18 protein-coding genes are annotated in these 17,386 nt (G+C 33.3%); all 18 read right to left on the bottom strand.

Annotated features, from left to right (window positions below; translation table 11 throughout):
- Nucleotides 1–46: 46 nt before the first annotated feature.
- The 18 genes from ACSVC9_RS02680 to ACSVC9_RS02595 all read right to left on the bottom strand — a co-directional run bounded on the left by ACSVC9_RS02680 (nucleotide 47) and on the right by ACSVC9_RS02595 (nucleotide 17,360).
- Nucleotides 47–1,174, bottom strand: a complete 1,128-nt coding sequence (locus ACSVC9_RS02680) for a hypothetical protein (protein WP_446898849.1) — start codon at nucleotides 1,172–1,174, stop codon at nucleotides 47–49.
- Between the two features lies 1 nt (nucleotide 1,175).
- A complete protein-coding gene (locus ACSVC9_RS02675) occupies nucleotides 1,176–3,032 on the bottom strand; it encodes a phage tail spike protein (RefSeq protein WP_446898848.1) in 1,857 nt (618 codons plus the stop codon).
- Entirely contained in the window at nucleotides 3,032–3,739 is a 708-nt protein-coding gene (locus tag ACSVC9_RS02670) for a distal tail protein Dit (protein ID WP_446898847.1), read from the bottom strand. The genes ACSVC9_RS02675 and ACSVC9_RS02670 overlap by 1 nt, the downstream gene beginning before the upstream one ends.
- 1 nt (nucleotide 3,740) lies before the next feature.
- Nucleotides 3,741–6,509 (bottom strand): phage tail tape measure protein, encoded by a 2,769-nt coding sequence (locus ACSVC9_RS02665; RefSeq protein ID WP_446898846.1) that lies wholly within the window; start codon nucleotides 6,507–6,509, stop codon nucleotides 3,741–3,743.
- 201 nt (nucleotides 6,510–6,710) lie between these two features.
- A complete protein-coding gene (gpG, locus tag ACSVC9_RS02660; protein WP_446898845.1) occupies nucleotides 6,711–6,995 on the bottom strand; it encodes a phage tail assembly chaperone G in 285 nt (94 codons plus the stop codon).
- Nucleotides 6,996–7,014: 19 nt separating this feature from the next.
- Nucleotides 7,015–7,845: a major tail protein gene (locus tag ACSVC9_RS02655; RefSeq protein ID WP_446898844.1), complete on the bottom strand. Its 831-nt coding sequence runs from the start codon at nucleotides 7,843–7,845 to the stop codon at nucleotides 7,015–7,017.
- 3 nt (nucleotides 7,846–7,848) lie between these two features.
- On the bottom strand, nucleotides 7,849–8,181 hold the full coding sequence (locus ACSVC9_RS02650) for a hypothetical protein (protein WP_446898843.1): 333 nt from the start codon (nucleotides 8,179–8,181) through the stop codon (nucleotides 7,849–7,851).
- Nucleotides 8,178–8,558, bottom strand: coding sequence for an HK97-gp10 family putative phage morphogenesis protein (locus ACSVC9_RS02645; protein ID WP_446898842.1), 381 nt, complete (start codon nucleotides 8,556–8,558; stop codon nucleotides 8,178–8,180). Before ACSVC9_RS02645 ends, ACSVC9_RS02650 begins: the two co-directional genes overlap by 4 nt.
- A gap of 76 nt (nucleotides 8,559–8,634) precedes the next feature.
- Nucleotides 8,635–8,889 (bottom strand): hypothetical protein, encoded by a 255-nt coding sequence (locus ACSVC9_RS02640; protein WP_446898841.1) that lies wholly within the window; start codon nucleotides 8,887–8,889, stop codon nucleotides 8,635–8,637.
- Between the two features lie 118 nt (nucleotides 8,890–9,007).
- Nucleotides 9,008–9,334, bottom strand: a complete 327-nt coding sequence (locus ACSVC9_RS02635; protein ID WP_446898840.1) for a phage head closure protein — start codon at nucleotides 9,332–9,334, stop codon at nucleotides 9,008–9,010.
- Nucleotides 9,331–9,903 carry a head-tail connector protein gene (locus ACSVC9_RS02630; protein ID WP_446898839.1) on the bottom strand — a complete coding sequence of 191 codons (573 nt, stop codon included), beginning with the start codon at nucleotides 9,901–9,903 and terminating at the stop codon, nucleotides 9,331–9,333. Before ACSVC9_RS02630 ends, ACSVC9_RS02635 begins: the two co-directional genes overlap by 4 nt.
- 58 nt (nucleotides 9,904–9,961) lie before the next feature.
- Nucleotides 9,962–10,423 (bottom strand): hypothetical protein, encoded by a 462-nt coding sequence (locus ACSVC9_RS02625; protein ID WP_446898838.1) that lies wholly within the window; start codon nucleotides 10,421–10,423, stop codon nucleotides 9,962–9,964.
- A 129-nt stretch (nucleotides 10,424–10,552) separates the two neighbouring features.
- Nucleotides 10,553–11,830, bottom strand: coding sequence for a hypothetical protein (locus ACSVC9_RS02620; RefSeq protein WP_446898837.1), 1,278 nt, complete (start codon nucleotides 11,828–11,830; stop codon nucleotides 10,553–10,555).
- Nucleotides 11,831–11,932: 102 nt separating this feature from the next.
- A complete protein-coding gene (locus ACSVC9_RS02615; RefSeq protein WP_446898836.1) occupies nucleotides 11,933–13,216 on the bottom strand; it encodes a phage major capsid protein in 1,284 nt (427 codons plus the stop codon).
- Entirely contained in the window at nucleotides 13,213–14,052 is an 840-nt protein-coding gene (locus ACSVC9_RS02610) for a head maturation protease, ClpP-related (protein WP_446898835.1), read from the bottom strand. Before ACSVC9_RS02610 ends, ACSVC9_RS02615 begins: the two co-directional genes overlap by 4 nt.
- The gene (locus ACSVC9_RS02605) at nucleotides 14,039–15,325 is read right to left on the bottom strand and encodes a phage portal protein (RefSeq protein ID WP_446898834.1); all 1,287 of its coding nucleotides are present in this window, start codon (nucleotides 15,323–15,325) and stop codon (nucleotides 14,039–14,041) included. Before ACSVC9_RS02605 ends, ACSVC9_RS02610 begins: the two co-directional genes overlap by 14 nt.
- 11 nt (nucleotides 15,326–15,336) lie before the next feature.
- The gene (locus ACSVC9_RS02600; RefSeq protein ID WP_446898833.1) at nucleotides 15,337–16,887 is read right to left on the bottom strand and encodes a terminase large subunit; all 1,551 of its coding nucleotides are present in this window, start codon (nucleotides 16,885–16,887) and stop codon (nucleotides 15,337–15,339) included.
- 2 nt (nucleotides 16,888–16,889) lie between these two features.
- Nucleotides 16,890–17,360 carry a phage terminase small subunit P27 family gene (locus ACSVC9_RS02595; protein ID WP_122057954.1) on the bottom strand — a complete coding sequence of 157 codons (471 nt, stop codon included), beginning with the start codon at nucleotides 17,358–17,360 and terminating at the stop codon, nucleotides 16,890–16,892.
- Nucleotides 17,361–17,386 lie beyond the last annotated feature (26 nt).

Below are 17,386 nucleotides of genomic sequence, written 5' to 3'. Positions count from 1 at the left end.
AGTATATCATGAAGTTTAAGTGAATTAAATCATTGGAGTTTATCACCTAATTTGTATTATAATTAACCCTTATCTCTTTTAACTTTAAAATATCTGTACTTGAATTAACTTCCATATACCAAGCAAACCTTATCTTTTTATTTGAAAGTCCAAGAGATGTCCATTGCGCTTCAGTAATTCCTTGAAGAACTGACACAGACATACCTTTACTTTTTACATCTTCAATATTTGTTATATCTACCATAATCCATGAACTCCCATTCCATGATTTCCATGAAATTCCGCTATCTGTACTTACTATAAAAGCTATAATTCCGCTGCCTGTGTTATCTAGTGTCACTACTGCATTCATAATATCTTTTATATATACCTCGCTAAATAAAATATCATCATTCATATTAACTATTACAGGTTTAGGTTTAATTACCTGAGTTATTCTTGGTATAGGCAATTCAGCTGAAGGTGACCATATTTTTAAGATTGGAGAAGCAGCTACTATGCCTGTTCTTTCTTTGTGATATATATCATCACCATAAGTCTTAAACTTATCTGCTGTTAGCGGTACCTCTGAAACTTTAACATAACTTGAAGATGTGGTATCCCAGTGCTTAATATCATTTCCATCTACTATAAGATATTTTATATCAGTCTGAATATAGGAACCTTCTTTGATGTCATATGCTTTCCCCTGATCCTGCTGTGGAATAAAAGCATAGGATTTACTACTTTCAAGAGTTAAAGCAGTAGTTCCTAGTGTAGGATTTTCAAAAGAATTTGTGCCTGTATTAGGTATCTTTTCAATAACAAGTATCATGGCATTATCATTAAATAATATAAGCTCCCATACCAAATTAAGAGTCCCCCAGGTGCTGTAACTTTGATGACCTTCCCACCTTATTCTAAACGTAGGTTTATCATTTACTGTTTCTTTAGCATAATAAATATTATCTGCTCCTGCATCCCTTCTATTTATTTTAAGCTGCTCACTTGAACCTGTAAATCCAACCCACGAATTACCGTTACTATTAATGGTAGTCCTGCAATTTATCCCATTATAGAAAAAATCAAAACCTATGTCCGGGAACTTAACTGTAGTATCATCATTATGGGAGCTTACTGAAGTCATGCTGCTACTTCCTTTTGGGAAAATTATATTTGTACTATATACTCCCATATCATTTCACCTCCAGTTCTTCAATACTTGCAAACTTACTGCTGTCAAGCAGCTGAAAACTATACATCTTTCCTGCATCTATACTTTCATTAACTGCTGTACCATCATAAATTGTTTTAAAGTAAAGTCCATCATCATCTAAAATTAAAACATTATCATCTATTGAATATTTGTATTTATACTTTGGAATAAAATATAGGATTTCACCTAACTTTTTAATTGAAATTTCATGATTTGTATTCATCTGCTTACCACTGCTAATTGCTACCGTATCTGCTATTTTGTGAACACTTAAGACTGAAGTCAAAGGACTTTGCAATTCCGTTTTTACATAATCACTCTTTACCTTACTCAAATATAAACCATTTATATTTACAAGCTTTTGTTTTTCAAAACATTCTGCGTGTGGATGTTCTGCACTCAAACCGCCCTGAAGATTTCTTCCATCAATCATGCATTGAAGATTAAACATAGGTATATTTACTGTACCTGTATCTACTTTTAGAAACACTGCTATATAATGTGCTCCTTGCTGAACTTGTGGAATTCCAAGAGGTATACCTATAACGTTATCCCCCTGCTGTAATTTTTGCTTCGGCATAAATGGAATATCTTTGTTATCTAGCTGAATTTCTATTGTTATTGTACATGAATTGGTGGCTGTGCAGTACATAGTAAAATTCATAGATAAATTTGTATCTGCAACTACTGTTATCCCTAAATATACAGGTTCAATTGATGCTGTACCTATAGTTAAAGCTGTTGGATTTGCATAATAAAGCATTGAACTAAAGGATTCAGCTACTTTATTTCCAAGTTCATCTAATGTAGTCTTAATATTTGCTGTATCTAGTTGCTTTAATATGCTATCTTTTGGCTGTCCAAGTTCAACTTTAATATTTACACAATTTAAAATGTCTTTCTTTACCTTAATTACAGGTACTTTTACATCAATATTAAAATCTTTATGCCTTACTATAACTGAATCTCCTATATTAACTGTTTGGAGATTCTTATATTTTTCATATTCCTTTGTTTTACTAAGTTCAATAAAATCCACATCGATATTTACCCTGCTTAAACCTATTACACCTGCAGCTTCTTTTGCAAGTGCTCTTAAAGTAACTTCATCTCCAGCATCTTTAAATTCAACCTTCTTTATAATAGGAAATGGTGGATACGTATCACTATTCCAGTTGGGAACACTAATATATTTTTCAGTAAGTTTTATACCATTTTTTCCTACAGGATAAAGCTTGGTTACAACACTAGTAGTATCTATATTAAATTTCAAGCCTGCTATATTTTTACCTTGTGCAATCAATACTCCTGCATCTTTTCCTATGGCTTTTAATATTTTAATATCAAAGTTATCTCTTTTTAGTTCACCGCAGCCCCATATATTAATTATTGAAAATATGGCTTCTACAGGATTCTTTTCTTCAACATCAATTGTATTTGCAGTTATAATATCACTGTCTGCTGTATATATGGTTATCAAATCTCCTACTAAAGATTTCTCTATGGCTGTTTTTACACTGCAGTTTTCAGCCTTCATATTTTCTATAAAATAATAGGAAAGGTCATAGAAGATATGCTTTGCCCATACCTTAATAACATTTTTGCCATCACTGCTTTTCTCCACTTTATATATTCTAAAAAGCTGGTCTTCTGCCTTAATAATATTCCATTCAACCAGATACTTCGACTTTTTAGAATTAGCAGGATACTCTAGTTCTAAGGAATAATCGCCATTTAGTTCTTCAGTAATATAACAGCTTATGGCTTCACTTAAGATTCCAAGGCCATTGTTATCAAAGTCTCCTTTAGTAGTTTTCTTATCGTAGATGAATATCATTACAACCACCGCCAGTTTGGTAAAAGCTCAACTTTAGTAGCATTTCCACTCCATTCTATAATATTTTTACCGGGCTTCATTTTTAAGAATTCACCTGACATATTTCCATTTAAATTGTTTCCGGCATCATCATAGCAATCCTGTATAACTGAATCCACTACAATTTTTTCAGACACACCTTTAAGACTTATCTGCTGTCCATTTATTTTTAAAACTATATCATCAGAACCATAAATACTTATTACAGGCTCACTTTCAATAGTCCCAGGATTAGTTACTTTTGCACCTGAAGTATTTATAGTCTCTATATCATTCTCTACTGCATACTTAAATGGTCTGCAGTTAAATATTATTGGAAACTCACTAAAATATTTGTAAACTTGTTTAAAATCAATAGAATTTATTACCTGTGCAATATACTTTTTATCTGGCTGGAAGCTAAATATCAAATCACCTTCACCTGCTTCAAAAAGCCAGACTTTTATATCATCAATTTTATCTGCAATATTTTCTTTATTCTTTATCGAACACTCAACGGTTAGTGTTATATCATCATAGGTCTTTTCATCAAATCTTAAATTAGAATTTCTTCCAGGAATATTTATTGTATTTACTCTACGTTTAGGAGAGGGAAGATTAGGTCTTTGAGATATTAAAATACCATAATCATCATAACTATTCTTGCCAGCAAAGTTAAAACTAAGCATATTAAACTCCTCCCTTTCCCATAGAAATTTTCTGTCTGTAAAATTCCAATTCATATGCAAGCTGTTCTATATCTTTTTCAGTATAATTATTAAAATTCTCTATATGCAAAATAATCCCACTTCTACTTTTTAAATTTTCATTTTCTTTTAGGTTATTGCTATAGGGTACTGCTATTTCTCCTATACTAGAGTTTACTTTCATATCTAATGACAATCCATTTACAGCTTCAGCAACAATGTGTTTACTCTTATTTATTCCTTCAGCTAAACCAGCCATAAAATCCGGCATCCATTTTTCATAATCAGTAAGTGGTCCTTCATCTGGGACTGAAAAGTGAAGATAACTTCTTATTTTAGCTGCTAATGCACTTAATGCATCTTCAACTCTGCCCACAGCAGATCTTATACCATTTACAATTCCCTGTACAAAGTCTACTCCATAGCTCCATGCCCTGCCCGGCAAACTTGCCAGGTAATCTAATGCATTATTTATACCACTTTCTATGGAGCTCCTTACACTTCCTATAGTACTATTTACTCCATCCTTCATTCTTGTGAACATACTTGAGCCATAACTATAAAGCTTGCCTGGAAGTTCTGAAAACCAAGTTAAAATAGAATTCCATACGTTAAGTACTATTTCTTTTATGTTATTACAAAGGTTTATTACAGTTTCCTTCAATTTAGTCCAGGCACTTACAGCTGTGTTTTTTATAGTTTCCCATATATTCGTTAGTGCTGTTTTTATATTATTCCATATGTGTTCTATATCTGATTTTAATTTTGTAAAATTTCCTGTAACTATATCAAGAATTATAAGTACAGCACCTAAAACAATATTTTTTATAATATCCCAGGTATTTTTAAATATGGTCTTATAAAAATTTAAGGCTGGCTCTAAAAAGCTCTTTATACTATTAAGGCCATTACTTATAGTGCTTTTTAAGTTTTCCCAGGCAGTTAATGTTGAAGTTTTTACATTCTCCCAGGCAGTACTTATAGATGTTTTGATTCCTTGAAAAACAGTTGTAAGTTTAAGCCATAAATCATTTGCCCCCTGTTTAATAGTGTCCCAGTGCTTATAAATTTCATATCCAGCAAGTACGGCTATTCCTATACCAATTACCCATGGATTAAAAATTGTGCCTAAAATTTTCGACATTCCTCCGAGATTAGCAATAGCAGTTGATACTGTGCCAAATGCTTTTGATATGTTACCTATTGCAGCTATTAAATTACCTATGCTAACTAATGCCGGTCCAATTACTATTGCTATTCCAGCCATAACTAAAGCAAATTGCTGCCCTGCTGGACTTAACTGTGAAAACTTATTAGCCAGCCCTGTTATACCGTCAGCTATTACCTTAATATGTGGCGCCAAACTCTGCTCTATCTTTATTCCGGCAGTTTCAAGTGATCCTTTCATCTGCTCAATAGAACCTTTAAGATTGTTCTGCATGGTACCTGCCATTTTCTTTGCGGCACCATCACTTGCTTTAAAACTATTGGTAAGATCATCTAATTGTTTAGGACCGGCCTGTATCAGAGTAAGCATACCTGACATGGTTTCCTGTCCAAATATAGTTGCTATGGCATTTTGTTTTTCTTCATCTGAAAGTCCTTTCATGCTATTTTGTAAATTAGCTACTATTTGTGACAATGAAAACATTTTGCCCTGATCATCAAAAGCATGAAATCCAAGTTGCTCCATTAATGTAGCTGCTTCTTTTGATGGACTTGCAAGTCTGGTTAATGCTCCTCTTAAAGTAGTTCCTGCTGTTTCACCTTTAATACCTGCATTACTCATTATACCTATAGCCGCACTTACTTCTTCTATGTTTAACCCAAGTGCATGAGCTGGAGGTGCTGCATACTTTAAGGCCGAACCCATATCCGATATTCCAGCATTTGTAGCACTAGCTGCCTGTGCTAGTACATCTGATACATGCCCCGCCTGACTTGCTTCAAGTCCAAAACCTCTAAGGGCAGAAGCTGCAACATCAGAAGCTTCTGATATTTCTACACCTCCTGCTGCAGCTAAATCAAGCATCCCTGGCATAGCTTCCATAATTTCATTTGTATTAAAACCCGCTGAAGCCAAATTTTCCATACCTTCTGCTGCCTGACCTGCTGAAAATGCAGTGTCCGCACCAAGCTTCAATGCAAGATCGTTTAATTTTTTAAAGTCACTTCCGGTAGCACCGCTTATGGCACTAACCCTACTCATCTGTGCTTCAAAATCCATTCCTGTTTTTACAGCGGCAGTACCTATTCCAATCAAAGGTGTGGTTATTCCTAGTGTCAACTTTTGACCTACACCAGATATTGATTGACCTATTGGTTTTATCTTATTTCCAAGGGTATCAAAACTTTTCCCAAGAGTACCCCACTTGCTGCTTTGCAGTTCTATCTCTTTGTTTGCCTTAGAAAGTTCATTTTCCATCTGTGAGAGAGCCTGTTTCGCTTTATTCAATTTTATCTCAAGGTCTTGTGTTGCTTTACTGTCTTTTCCTTTTGTCTCAGCACTTTTAGTATAAGCTTGTTCTAGCGTACTTACTTTTTGCTTTTGAAGTTCCATTTGTTTAGAAAGACTTTCTGACTTTAATTTAAGCCCCTCAAGTCCTTTTGCATTTTCTCCAAGGGCTGCTGTGTTAGCTTTAAACTCGCTGTCAAGAACTCTAAGATTTCTATTAATACTGCTTATACCATTTTGAAAACCACTTGAATCTAAACCTATTTTTACAGCTAAACTTCCAAGTTCTTCTGCCACTCTCTCACCTTCTTTACAATATATTTAAGACAGCATCTAAATTTTGCTTATATTTCTTATTTGCCCTATAAATCAAGATATCAAAGTAATAAAATATATCCATTTCATCAACATCATTTAGTGTCCATCCCTGTTCTAAAAGCTTAGAATAAATCTCCTTTATAAAATCAAGCGGAGATAGCTTTTCATCACTACCTCCGCTTACTTGTTTGGGAATTCCTTTAACTTATTTCCTAAGTTTCCTACTATTCCATTTATACTGTTATTAAGGGTTCCTATAAGCTTATCTGCATCTAAACCATCATAAAAATTATTTCTGGTAAACTTATTACCATATAAATCTACTATAAAATCCACGAGTCCATCTAAATCTTTTGTCTTCATGTTACTAAAATCTATATTTTCATTAATTTCAATAGCCTTTCTAAGCATCCTTGTTTTAACTTTAGGCATTACATAAGTTTTATTATTCAATACTATCTCCATAAATTTTACCCTCCATAAATTAACCTGCAGTATATGCTGAAGTTGAACTTAATACTAATCCTGCTGATCTGTTAGCTTCTATATCTGCCTTTACTCTTACCTGTACTTTTCCTATAGCATAGCTACTATTTCCAACACTTTGTGGATTTGCTGTTACTGCTGACCATGTTGCCCCACCATCTGTGCTGTATTCATAATCTGATGCTTTATCATATCCACTAACATTAGTCCATCCAAAAGTATTAGCTGTATCATCCTGTATTGGATTAGTTGGTGCCGCTGGTATACTTATTGGTTTATACACACTGCCAAACCATACAGCTCCACCTGTAAAGCCACTATCTTCGTCAGCTGTATATTTCCACTTACCATCTGTTCTTGTAACAAATGTACCTTTAATTTTAGGTGTCTGGAATTTTGTTTTATCTTCCTGTGATGAATGCTCTTCTTCCGGTTCACTAAATTTACCTTTAAGAAGCCATACATATCTATACTTCCCATTAGCTTTTTTAATTTTAAAACCTACAGCAACATATGGTGCTGAATCTTGAACATCTGAACACATTACCTTAGTTGTCGAATCGATCTTGTGTCCTAAAAGTTCTGCTTGTACTTCAAGTGGTAGATCCTGCGTCTCAATTTCTACATCTATCTCACCTAAAGATGTTGCTGTTTCTACGGCTCTATTATCAGCATATAACGTATCTGAATTACTCTTTGGATTTATCTTTACATTTATTGCTGGTGAAATTAAAGCCGGTTTATCATAAACCGCAGCTACTTCATCTGTTAAAATTGCATAAACTAAATTTTCTACTCCTATAGGAGCACTATTTACTATTCCTGACATAACTTACTGTCCCCCCTCCATCTGAATAAAAAATCTTATTGCTTTGTGATATATTTTAGTATCACTTTCAAATAAATCAGCCGCAGAAGTTCTCATAAACCCTGCGGCTTTCATAGCATTTTTTACTTTTTCTACAAGCTCTGTATAATCATTTTTACTCCATACATCCACCTGAATATAAAAACCTGTAGCTTTTTCTTCATTATCAGCATACTGCTCTCCTTGTTCTAGATAATTAAAAAAGGTTATATAGGTATTTTCTTTCCCCTTATATTTCTGAAATGAAACAGGTACTTTAAGAGGTTTTAAAGCTTCTACTACTAATTTGTTTATCACTTTAATCCTTGCTTTAGAGTTTCAGCTATAATTTCTTTTATCCTACTTTTATTCTTTTCATACGCAGGCTGTAAGAAAGGATGAGCTGCTCTCTTACTAGTTCCAAATTCCACAAATTTTCCATAGAAAGCTTCTGAATTATCTCCTTTATCTACACCTACAAGAATATATTTTATTCCCTCTTTCTTTTTTACATTGGTTATCTTAAGACCTTTTTTAAGTTTTCCAGTCCTCACAGGAACATTTGCTTTTGTATCTTCAAGTACGGGTTCTGCAGCATTTTTCAGTGCTTTATTTTCAAGCTTTCCTACATTTGAACCTATTTGTTGAAGTCTATTTAATATTTCATCAACACCTGTAAGCTCTATATTAGCCACTATTCTCCAACCTCCACATAAAGCTTTTTCGCAGAAAAAAAGTGCATATTACTGCACTTAAAGCTTATTTATTAAACTATTTAAGAAAATATCTTATTACTAGCGATGCTCCTTTTCCTAAAGGCGGTTTTTCTAATACTTTATCTTTTGATCTCATCATACTTTTCATTACACCACAACAAGTAGGCATTCTATGATTTGATCCTGGATAACCGCCAACTTGTCTATGCAAATCACCTGAATTAACATCTACATATTCTTTACCTTGTTCTTTGGTATTTTCAAATATTTTTGTAAGCTCTTTTTTAAAAGCCTCAGCATTAACTTTCATAGTAACAAATTCTCCTTTTTTTTCATCATACTCCTTAATAAAAAGTTCCACAAGTAATTAAAGTAGTATGATTTATCTACTGTGATTCAGTATTGTGAGTTATAATGAGACTTAAAAATTAGCCACTATTCTCAACCTCCAAAGCCTTTATTTCTATATATTTGTTTCTATATTTGATATTATCTATGAAAGTTATACTGTACTGTTTATCTTCAAATAATATCCTCATATCATCTGTTATACCTTGTAGATACCTTATAGTGAACTTAACAGTTTTCTCTGCTTGCACAGCTGCAGCTGCAAAATATTCTCTTCCAATCAGATTTGATACCGCTGTCCAAACAGTTGAGTAATCCTCCCATACTTCAACTTCAAATCCATTATCATTTGTAGTTGTTGTAAGTTTCTGAAAGGTTATTTTGTGTTTCAATTCTTCCGTTCTCATACTGGTATCACTCTATTCATACTCAATAATGAATTCCTTGCTTCTTCAACTTTTGTTCTTTCATCAGGCTTATAATCGTCATAAAGAAGTCTCATGTGAAGGATCATTGCCCATTTAACCGTTTCAGCTACATTTTCTGGTTTGTCTCCAAAGCCAGCTGTAAATCTAATCCTTACAGCATTAACAGTTTGTAATGCTATTGTTGGCCATAATTTGCAGTATCCAAGAACTATTCTGTTAACAAAGCTATCTGTATCAACAATATAGTTAGCAACATCAAATACAAACTCCTTTCCATTTACATCATAGTATTTTACACTTTCTACACTTTGAACTGGTGAACAATTATCAAATGAAATATAATTATCATTTGGGAAAGAATCTAATACCATTTCTAAAGTTTGTGTAATATATTTCTTATTCTGAAAGTCCTCACAAAACTCTCTAGCCTGCTTGATCATACTGAGCAAAATAATATCATCATCACTTCCGGTTACTCTTAAATGCTGTTTTGCTTCCTCCAAAGTTATAGGTTCAGCTGCAGGTGGTATTATAATTTTTAATGCCATAAGATCACCCCAAAAACAAAAGAGCCTTAAGTGGCTCTCAAATTTAATCAACTAATATCTAATTTTTTTCATCCTCCGCATATTTGTTCTCCAATATAAATTCACCACTTGCAAAGTTTGTAGCCTGTGAACTAGCTCCAATCCTCACATTTAAACAAGTGAATCCATTATTTATATCAAGTTTAGCTGGATCAATATGAAATATCACCTGTTTATTCTTTGCAGTATTTGCTACAGTATAACTTACTCCATCTGCTTGCCTTACTAATGTATCACTTGCCCCAACATCTTCATTTGCAAGTACAGGAACATCATTTGATAAAGGCTTTGCACCTGTCCCTTCTATATCCTGTGCCTGATATAAAGAAATTTGTGTTGCATGACCAGCTGATTGGGCTAAATTTACAACAACTGTTGCTGTAACAGCATTCTTTAAAGTTACATAATTACTTGTTATTGCGGCATTTGTTGTCCTTGGTTCAAATGCTTGTATTAATTTATATTTTTCGATTAATGCCATAATTCATTTTCCTCCTTCAAATAGCTAAGGCAGCACTAAGGCCGCCTTACAAAATTTATTATCATTTAAAGATATATTGTTCTATAGACATAAAACAAATTTGCTAGTAGTCTATTCTTATTATATATGTTAAGAATCTTTCTTAATTACTCCATACATAACTTTTAACTTCCACTCTATTATGTTCAAAATTCCAAATTTTCTAACTTCATATACTGAATGAAATGTACACTCTTTTTTCATCTTACCAGTAATTATTAGCCTAACTCCTGCCTTTGTAGGCCATATAGTCATTATATTCTTATATCCATAACGCTTTATACCATTGTCATTAAAATTTACATTAACCTCATTATACTTTCTTTTCTTTAATAGTATATCATTGCCTATTGAATCAATATTATATTCTTTCATTAGCTCATTATTTATTCTATTAGTATTTTCTAGTAAATAATTTAATATATCAAGTGAGGTACCTTCAAAGTTTTTAATGTGATTATTGTTCAATTGTTCAAAATCCAAATAAGTCAAACTATTTGATACACCTTCAAGGTAATGTTTTGTTACTTTATCATCTAATTTTTCATCTTTAAACTTTAACTTATTATTATTTGTTTTTAACACATCATTTTTGCCCATATCGCTGTTGGTATCTTCTCTATAATAGCCAGAGCCATAGTTTACAAAAATCTGATCTAGCTCTAACATTTTATACCCTGTGATTTTTGAGATTTCTTCCATGTATTTAATTATATGTGCCTTATTGCTAACATTTAATAAAAATTGTTTTTTCAAAACTTGACCTACTCTTAAATCAGGTTTTATTGTATCAATACCAAAATTCATTCTTAGATGTTGAATCGTAGCTATACCCACTCCATAAATTCTTCCAAAAATATCTTTATGAATATTTTCTATTTCTACAGTTTTTCCCCATGTGTTTAATAGTTCATAGTCTGTACTAATATTCTTATACTTTTCTCTTAACTTATCTATAGAAATCAACATTTCTTTAAGGATATTATACTTTTCTTCATAATGATAATTCCAATATTTTAAAAAACTTTCTTTACTCAAAGTGCCTACTATTCTCTTTAAATCATTAAACGTATTTAAATCAGCATCCTTCTCAAGTTTCCTAATATGTGGTTCCACAAACCCTGTATAATTGGTTCTTCTTGATAATATAACTTCTAATATTGCGATAGCCGGTCTATTTTTGGGGTCTCTCCCATATTCTTTGTTTCTTACTTCTTTAATTGCAGCTTCACCAATACTTATGTTTTGAAATTGTTTATATCGCTCATAAAGATGACAACCTTTTATAAGAAGAGCATTTCTTAGATATTCAACCTTTTGACAAACCTCTGAATCTTTCATAATAATCTTAAAACTTTTTTTGCTCATTATACTAATCTCCATCACCATTACAGTAAAATTTCAATTTTTTATAGTATCCTAATATTACTTATAAACATTATATCAGATCTCAGTATATAACTACAATTTCTATCTATCTCCTAAAGTAACAAATGGACTCAAAGAACTAGCACCTTTATAAGGTGTAATAGGCTTACTTCTATACGGAGCACCATTGAATTTATAAATAAATCTAAACACCTGCTCATCATACAAAAATCTTACATGTATTGATACATCAGCTGTTGGTGCTTTCTTATCTATTCCAATATACTGCGTAGGATCTACAAGGATAATATCTCCCTTTTTACCTAATGGAGAACACTGCTCTATAGGAATTATTGGTCTGTTTAAAAGAGTGCTGTACTGTGAACTTGAAGCTCCTCCAGAAGGTAGAAATACAGGTGCTCCTCCTGTTCCTATATTAAGTGCCATAGTATAAAGTTGTGGTTCTATTTCTTGATTAATGTACCACACAGCATTTGCTCTAAGCCTTGCAGGTACTGAACTCCACATTTTAAGTATATTTTCATACTTTATAGTTCCTGCAGCTTGATCTTTTTCTTTTGCTACAGTTACAAGTGCATCTGAATTTAATACTCCAAGTGGCATTCCAACACCACTACCATTTATAATTGCATCATCAATCTTAAAACTCATTTCATCTGCATATGCTTGCTTTACTATGGCTTCAAGTGCCGTTGCATCTTGAAGTAAATCATCTGTAACATAACAAAGTGCCAGTAATTTCTGAAGTGCCATATCAATTTCTCTAAACTTAGGCTTTGACTTTGTAACAGTTTCTGCTTCAGCTATCCAATAAGCTTGAACGCCGCCCCATCTGCTTCCATTTGCTCTGCTAGTTTCATCAATACCAAGAGTTCTTAGTCTATTTGTATTTGCACCAATTGGAATCATCCTTATTCTGTTTGCAACCTGGCTTTCGGACATCATAACATCAAACATTTCCTGTATAAAATCATTTTCCAGCATAAAGCCGCCTTCAGAACTTACACTTTCATTCAAACCCGATGCTGAATTTTGATATATGAGTCTGTTATCCATTATTCCACCGGGTGAAGATGCCTTTGCTACAGCTTGAAGAAATTCTCCCATGCCGCCTTTCCATTTCTTTTCATTAGGATCTTTAGGTTTAGCATATATAGGTTCATTGACTGGTGTCTTATTAAGCTTTTCTCTTTCTTTCAGCTTGTCTTCTGCTTCTATTGTTTTTTCAAGATTTTTAATTTCTACCTCTAAATCATCATATAACTTTTGCTCCTCTTCATTCATTGCTCTTGCTGCATCAATTGCACCTTGTACTATAGCTGCTTGTGAATCAAGTTTTTGTTTTAATATTTCTTTTAAACTCATATATTAAATCTCCTCTCATGAATTTCATTTAACTTTTTATATAAATCTATAGGAACCTGCTTTTCATCCTTAGCTATTGGATTTTTATTATTGTCTGTAACTTTTTCTTTAATTTCTTCTATGTTAACAGGCTGTTCTTTAAGCTTATTAATTTTACTTTCACTTGGAATTGACTCTTTAAACTGAATTTTGCCTACTTGAAGATTTTTATATCTAGTAATATCAACCTTTAATCCATTAATAGCAAATATTCTATTATTCAACGAAGCTGCTACTTGTTTTTCTTCTTCAATTTCATCTGCAAAACCAAATTCTACTGCTTCCTCCGCTGTCATCCATGTTTCTGCATCCATCAGTTCAACTATCTTTTCTTTTTCCATCCCTGTTTTATCTTCATATACTGAAATCATGCTTTCTCTTACTTTATCCAGATCATCAGCTAGTTTTCTAAAATCATTTGCATTACCCATACCAAAAGACCAAGGATTATGAACCATAAGCATTGCATTTTTAGGCATTTTAACATTGTCCCCTGCCATAGCAATTATTGAGGCTATACTCGCTGCAAGTCCATCCACATAAACATTAACTGTTGCACTATGCCTTTTTAGCATTGAATATATCGCCTGTCCTGCAAACACATCACCGCCGCCGCTGTTTATATAAACATTTAAGGTTTTAATATCTCCAAGTGAATCTAATTCTTCCTTAAAATTTTTAGGTGTAATTTCGTCTCCCCACCAAGTTGAGTCACTTATATCCCCATATAAAAGGAGCTCTCCTTCATCACTATTTTCTTTTGCATTAAACTTCCAGAACTTTTTACCTTTGCTCATGCTTTTCACCACCCTTTGAAATCATTTCATATATTTTTTCTGATAGCTCTTTGCTCTCATTTTCTGTATCAGCAGAACCTGCTTCACTCATATTTAAAGGCTGTAAATATATATCTCCATTTTCAATTGGGTCCATATTTTCAAGTCTTCTTATATCATTTACACTAAGCCAACCCCATTGTCTTCCCTGTGCATAAGCTGAAGCTCTCGTCTGGGCATCTCCTCTTAAAAGTGCATCCACCTTAAACTCGAAATATCTATTTTTCCTTTTTGATTCATTTGAAAGCAGCTGCAAATTCAAGTTTTCTTCCCATCTTTTAAACCAAGGGAGCATAGTATAAACAATGAATTCAAGACTTTGGTGTTCTATGTTATTGTTGGTTGATCTTGTTAAATCTTGTACCAAATGAAGTGGTATTCTAAATATTCTACATACATCTTCTATCCTAAATCTCTTGGATTCTAAAAATTGTGCATCAGTAAGTTTCATAGTAACTTCTTTAAATTGACCTCCACCTTCAAGAATCATTGGTACTCCTGCATTGGAAAGCCCTGTATAATTTTTCTTTATGTCCTTTTTTAATCTCTTAAAAGCTTCGTCCCCTAGTTCATTAGGATACTGAAATATTCCACTTGTCGATGCCCTATTAAGATAAAAATTTCTTTCAAATTTGTCTTGAGATAATCCAATATCAATAGTTAACGCCGCATAAGTTAGAGGTGTTACTCCTATATAGCCATCCAAAGTTAACCCCGGTATATGCAGTATTTCATCTCTTGTCTTCGGCTCAGTTTTACCATCAATAAAGTAAAGAAGCCTACCTGTGTCTTTATCTATATCAATCCTTACTCTGTTCCATAAAATAGGTCTAAGTTCTAATAAATCACCATGAAGATTAAATACCTTTTGAGCTATAAAGTTTCCACCTAAGTTCATATTACTCATTCCTGTTTCCTTAAACTGCCCCGGTGTCATTTCTGGATTTGGTGTATAATGCATCAGCTGATATTCTGGAGCATCTGTAACTTGAACTCTATTGCCTTTACTGTCTTTTTCATATAAAAATATAGGACAACTAGCAAGGGTTTCTGAAAGTACCCTGTTACAAGCAAAAACTGCTGTAAAACTCATAGCTGTATTAGCATCTATGGTTGAATTATCTGCTGTAGGAACATCTTCACCAGCTAAAAAATCCTGAGAATATTTCTGCAGGACTTCAAATAATGCATTCTGTGGAGTTAAAAAAAGCTTACATCTATCTATAAATTTCAAAACATCACTTCCTAATCAAGTAAACTTCTCATTCCTCTTTTTTCATAAACTGATTCTTTAGATTCATGTCTTATTGCTCTATCAAGAGCCATTATTAAAGCTACAGCTCCATCTATTTTTTCAGTAGACTTTTCTTTATCCGGCTTTATATTTCCAGCTGGATCTGTTCTCACAAATATGTTATCCATCATCCAACTTAAAACTGGATGCCCTCCATGAGCTATTTTCTGTTCTAGAGTTATTTTCATAAGCTCTTTTGTTGGTGGACTCATATCTTTATATCCTTGTCCAAAAGGAACTACAGTAAAACCTAAGCCGTCTAAGTTTTGAACCATCTGCACAGCTCCCCAGCGGTCAAAGGCTATTTCTTTTATATTAAATTGTGTTCCAAGTTCATCTATGAAGTTTTCAATAAAGCCATAGTGAATAACATTTCCTTCTGTAGTTTCAAGAAAACCTTGCTTTTTCCATACATCATAGGGAACATGATCTCTTTTTACTCTTAATTTTAAGTTATCTTCTGGTATCCAGAAGAAAGGTAAAACATAATATTTATCATCCTCAGTTATTGGTGGAAACACTAAAACAAAGGCAGTAATATCATTAGTACTTGAAAGATCCAAGCCGCCATAACATTCTCTACCTTTAAGTTTTTCAATATTAACTTCAAAAGAGCACTTGTTCCAAACATCCATAGGCATCCATCTTACAGATTGTTTAACCCATTGATTAAGTCTAAGCTGCCTGAATATATTTTCTTCAGCTGGATTTTCCTTTGCACTATTAAAAGCATCCCTAACCTTTTCAATAGGTATTGTATATCCAAGAGAAGGATTCGCTTTATACCAATTAGCTTCATCTCCCCAATCTTCGTTGTCTGCAGTACCATAAATTACTGGATAAAAGGTTTTATCAATTTTCTTACCTCTTAAAATATCCTCTGCCTTTTGATGTACCTCATAGCATATAGAATTTCTATCTGTTCCAGCCGTTGTAATTAAAAAGAACAGCGGCTGCATTCTTGCATCGCCACTGCCCTTTGTCATAACATCATATAATTCTCTATTAGGTTGTGCATGTAACTCATCAAAAATTACTCCATGAACATTAAGTCCATGTTTTGAAAAAGCCTCCGAGGACAAGACTTGATAAAAGCTTCCAAGCGGCATATACACTAATCTCTTTTGAGATATTATAGGCTTTATTCTTTTCTTAAGTGCCGGACATTGATCCACCATATCTACTGCCACATCAAAAACTATAGATGCCTGTTGCCTATCTGCGGCACAGCCATAGACTTCTGCACCCCATTCATTATCTGCACAGGTAAGATAAAGAGCTATAGCTGCGGCAATTTCACTTTTCCCATTTTTCTTTGGAATTTCTACATAAGCTGTATTGTATTTTCTATAGCCATTATCCTTAACTGTTCCAAATATATCTTTAATAATTTTATCCTGCCAGGGTAATAAATCAAAGGGAACTCCATGCCACACACCCTTTGTGTGCTTAAGATTATTTATGAACTTTACTACCTTTTCTGCTTTCTTTTCGTCAAACATCTTCACACCATCCTTAGAATGTCTTCCATAGGATCATCCGTTTTACCTGTTTCTGTACCTACTCTAATCCTAGTACGGGATGATGGTGTTAATCCAAATTCAGAGCAAAAATCTTTCATAATTTTAAGATAGGTTTGAGCAATAGAAACCTGCGGCACCTGTTGAATATATCCTGATGGCGTTTTAAAAATAGTACCATGTTTTGTTAAAAATTCTTCTGCTTCCTTCCACCTTGCATAAGCTTGGCAGTATCCAGCAAAAGCAGCCGCATCTACTTTTGTAAGTACACCTATTTTCTCTAATGTCTTTGTCATCCTTCTCCATTCTTTTTTAGCTTCTGGTTCAAGCCATGACGGACATTTTGGAGCTTTCTTTTCGGGTTTTGGTTCATTTATATTTAATGGTCTTTTTCCTGGATTCCCTTCAAGAACCTTTAGAGCTGTTGGTTTTGGTTTTCTTCCTCTTGTCGCCATGGTTTCACCTCCTCCATTAAAAAAAA

The organism is Clostridium sp. LBM24168, assembly GCF_052953915.1.
The sequence above is the reverse complement of the archived record's forward strand: the minus strand, read 5'-3'. Positions and strand labels throughout refer to the sequence as shown.

What these genes read in the sequence shown, in the direction of transcription:
- ACSVC9_RS02595 (WP_122057954.1), bottom strand. Translation starts at nt 17,360, where the DNA reads ATGGCGACAAGAGGAAGAAAACCAAAACCAACAGCTCTAAAGGTTCTT.
- ACSVC9_RS02635 (WP_446898840.1), bottom strand. Translation starts at nt 9,334, where the DNA reads ATGAGAACGGAAGAATTGAAACACAAAATAACCTTTCAGAAACTTACA.
- ACSVC9_RS02625 (WP_446898838.1), bottom strand. Translation starts at nt 10,423, where the DNA reads ATGGCATTAATCGAAAAATATAAATTAATACAAGCATTTGAACCAAGG.
- ACSVC9_RS02630 (WP_446898839.1), bottom strand. Translation starts at nt 9,903, where the DNA reads ATGGCATTAAAAATTATAATACCACCTGCAGCTGAACCTATAACTTTG.
- ACSVC9_RS02675 (WP_446898848.1), bottom strand. Translation starts at nt 3,032, where the DNA reads ATGATATTCATCTACGATAAGAAAACTACTAAAGGAGACTTTGATAAC.
- ACSVC9_RS02670 (WP_446898847.1), bottom strand. Translation starts at nt 3,739, where the DNA reads ATGCTTAGTTTTAACTTTGCTGGCAAGAATAGTTATGATGATTATGGT.
- ACSVC9_RS02680 (WP_446898849.1), bottom strand. Translation starts at nt 1,174, where the DNA reads ATGGGAGTATATAGTACAAATATAATTTTCCCAAAAGGAAGTAGCAGC.
- ACSVC9_RS02640 (WP_446898841.1), bottom strand. Translation starts at nt 8,889, where the DNA reads ATGAAAGTTAATGCTGAGGCTTTTAAAAAAGAGCTTACAAAAATATTT.
- ACSVC9_RS02655 (WP_446898844.1), bottom strand. Translation starts at nt 7,845, where the DNA reads ATGTCAGGAATAGTAAATAGTGCTCCTATAGGAGTAGAAAATTTAGTT.
- ACSVC9_RS02620 (WP_446898837.1), bottom strand. Translation starts at nt 11,830, where the DNA reads ATGAGCAAAAAAAGTTTTAAGATTATTATGAAAGATTCAGAGGTTTGT.
- gpG (WP_446898845.1), bottom strand. Translation starts at nt 6,995, where the DNA reads ATGGAGATAGTATTGAATAATAAAACTTATGTAATGCCTAAAGTTAAA.
- ACSVC9_RS02600 (WP_446898833.1), bottom strand. Translation starts at nt 16,887, where the DNA reads ATGTTTGACGAAAAGAAAGCAGAAAAGGTAGTAAAGTTCATAAATAAT.
- ACSVC9_RS02610 (WP_446898835.1), bottom strand. Translation starts at nt 14,052, where the DNA reads ATGAGCAAAGGTAAAAAGTTCTGGAAGTTTAATGCAAAAGAAAATAGT.
- ACSVC9_RS02615 (WP_446898836.1), bottom strand. Translation starts at nt 13,216, where the DNA reads ATGAGTTTAAAAGAAATATTAAAACAAAAACTTGATTCACAAGCAGCT.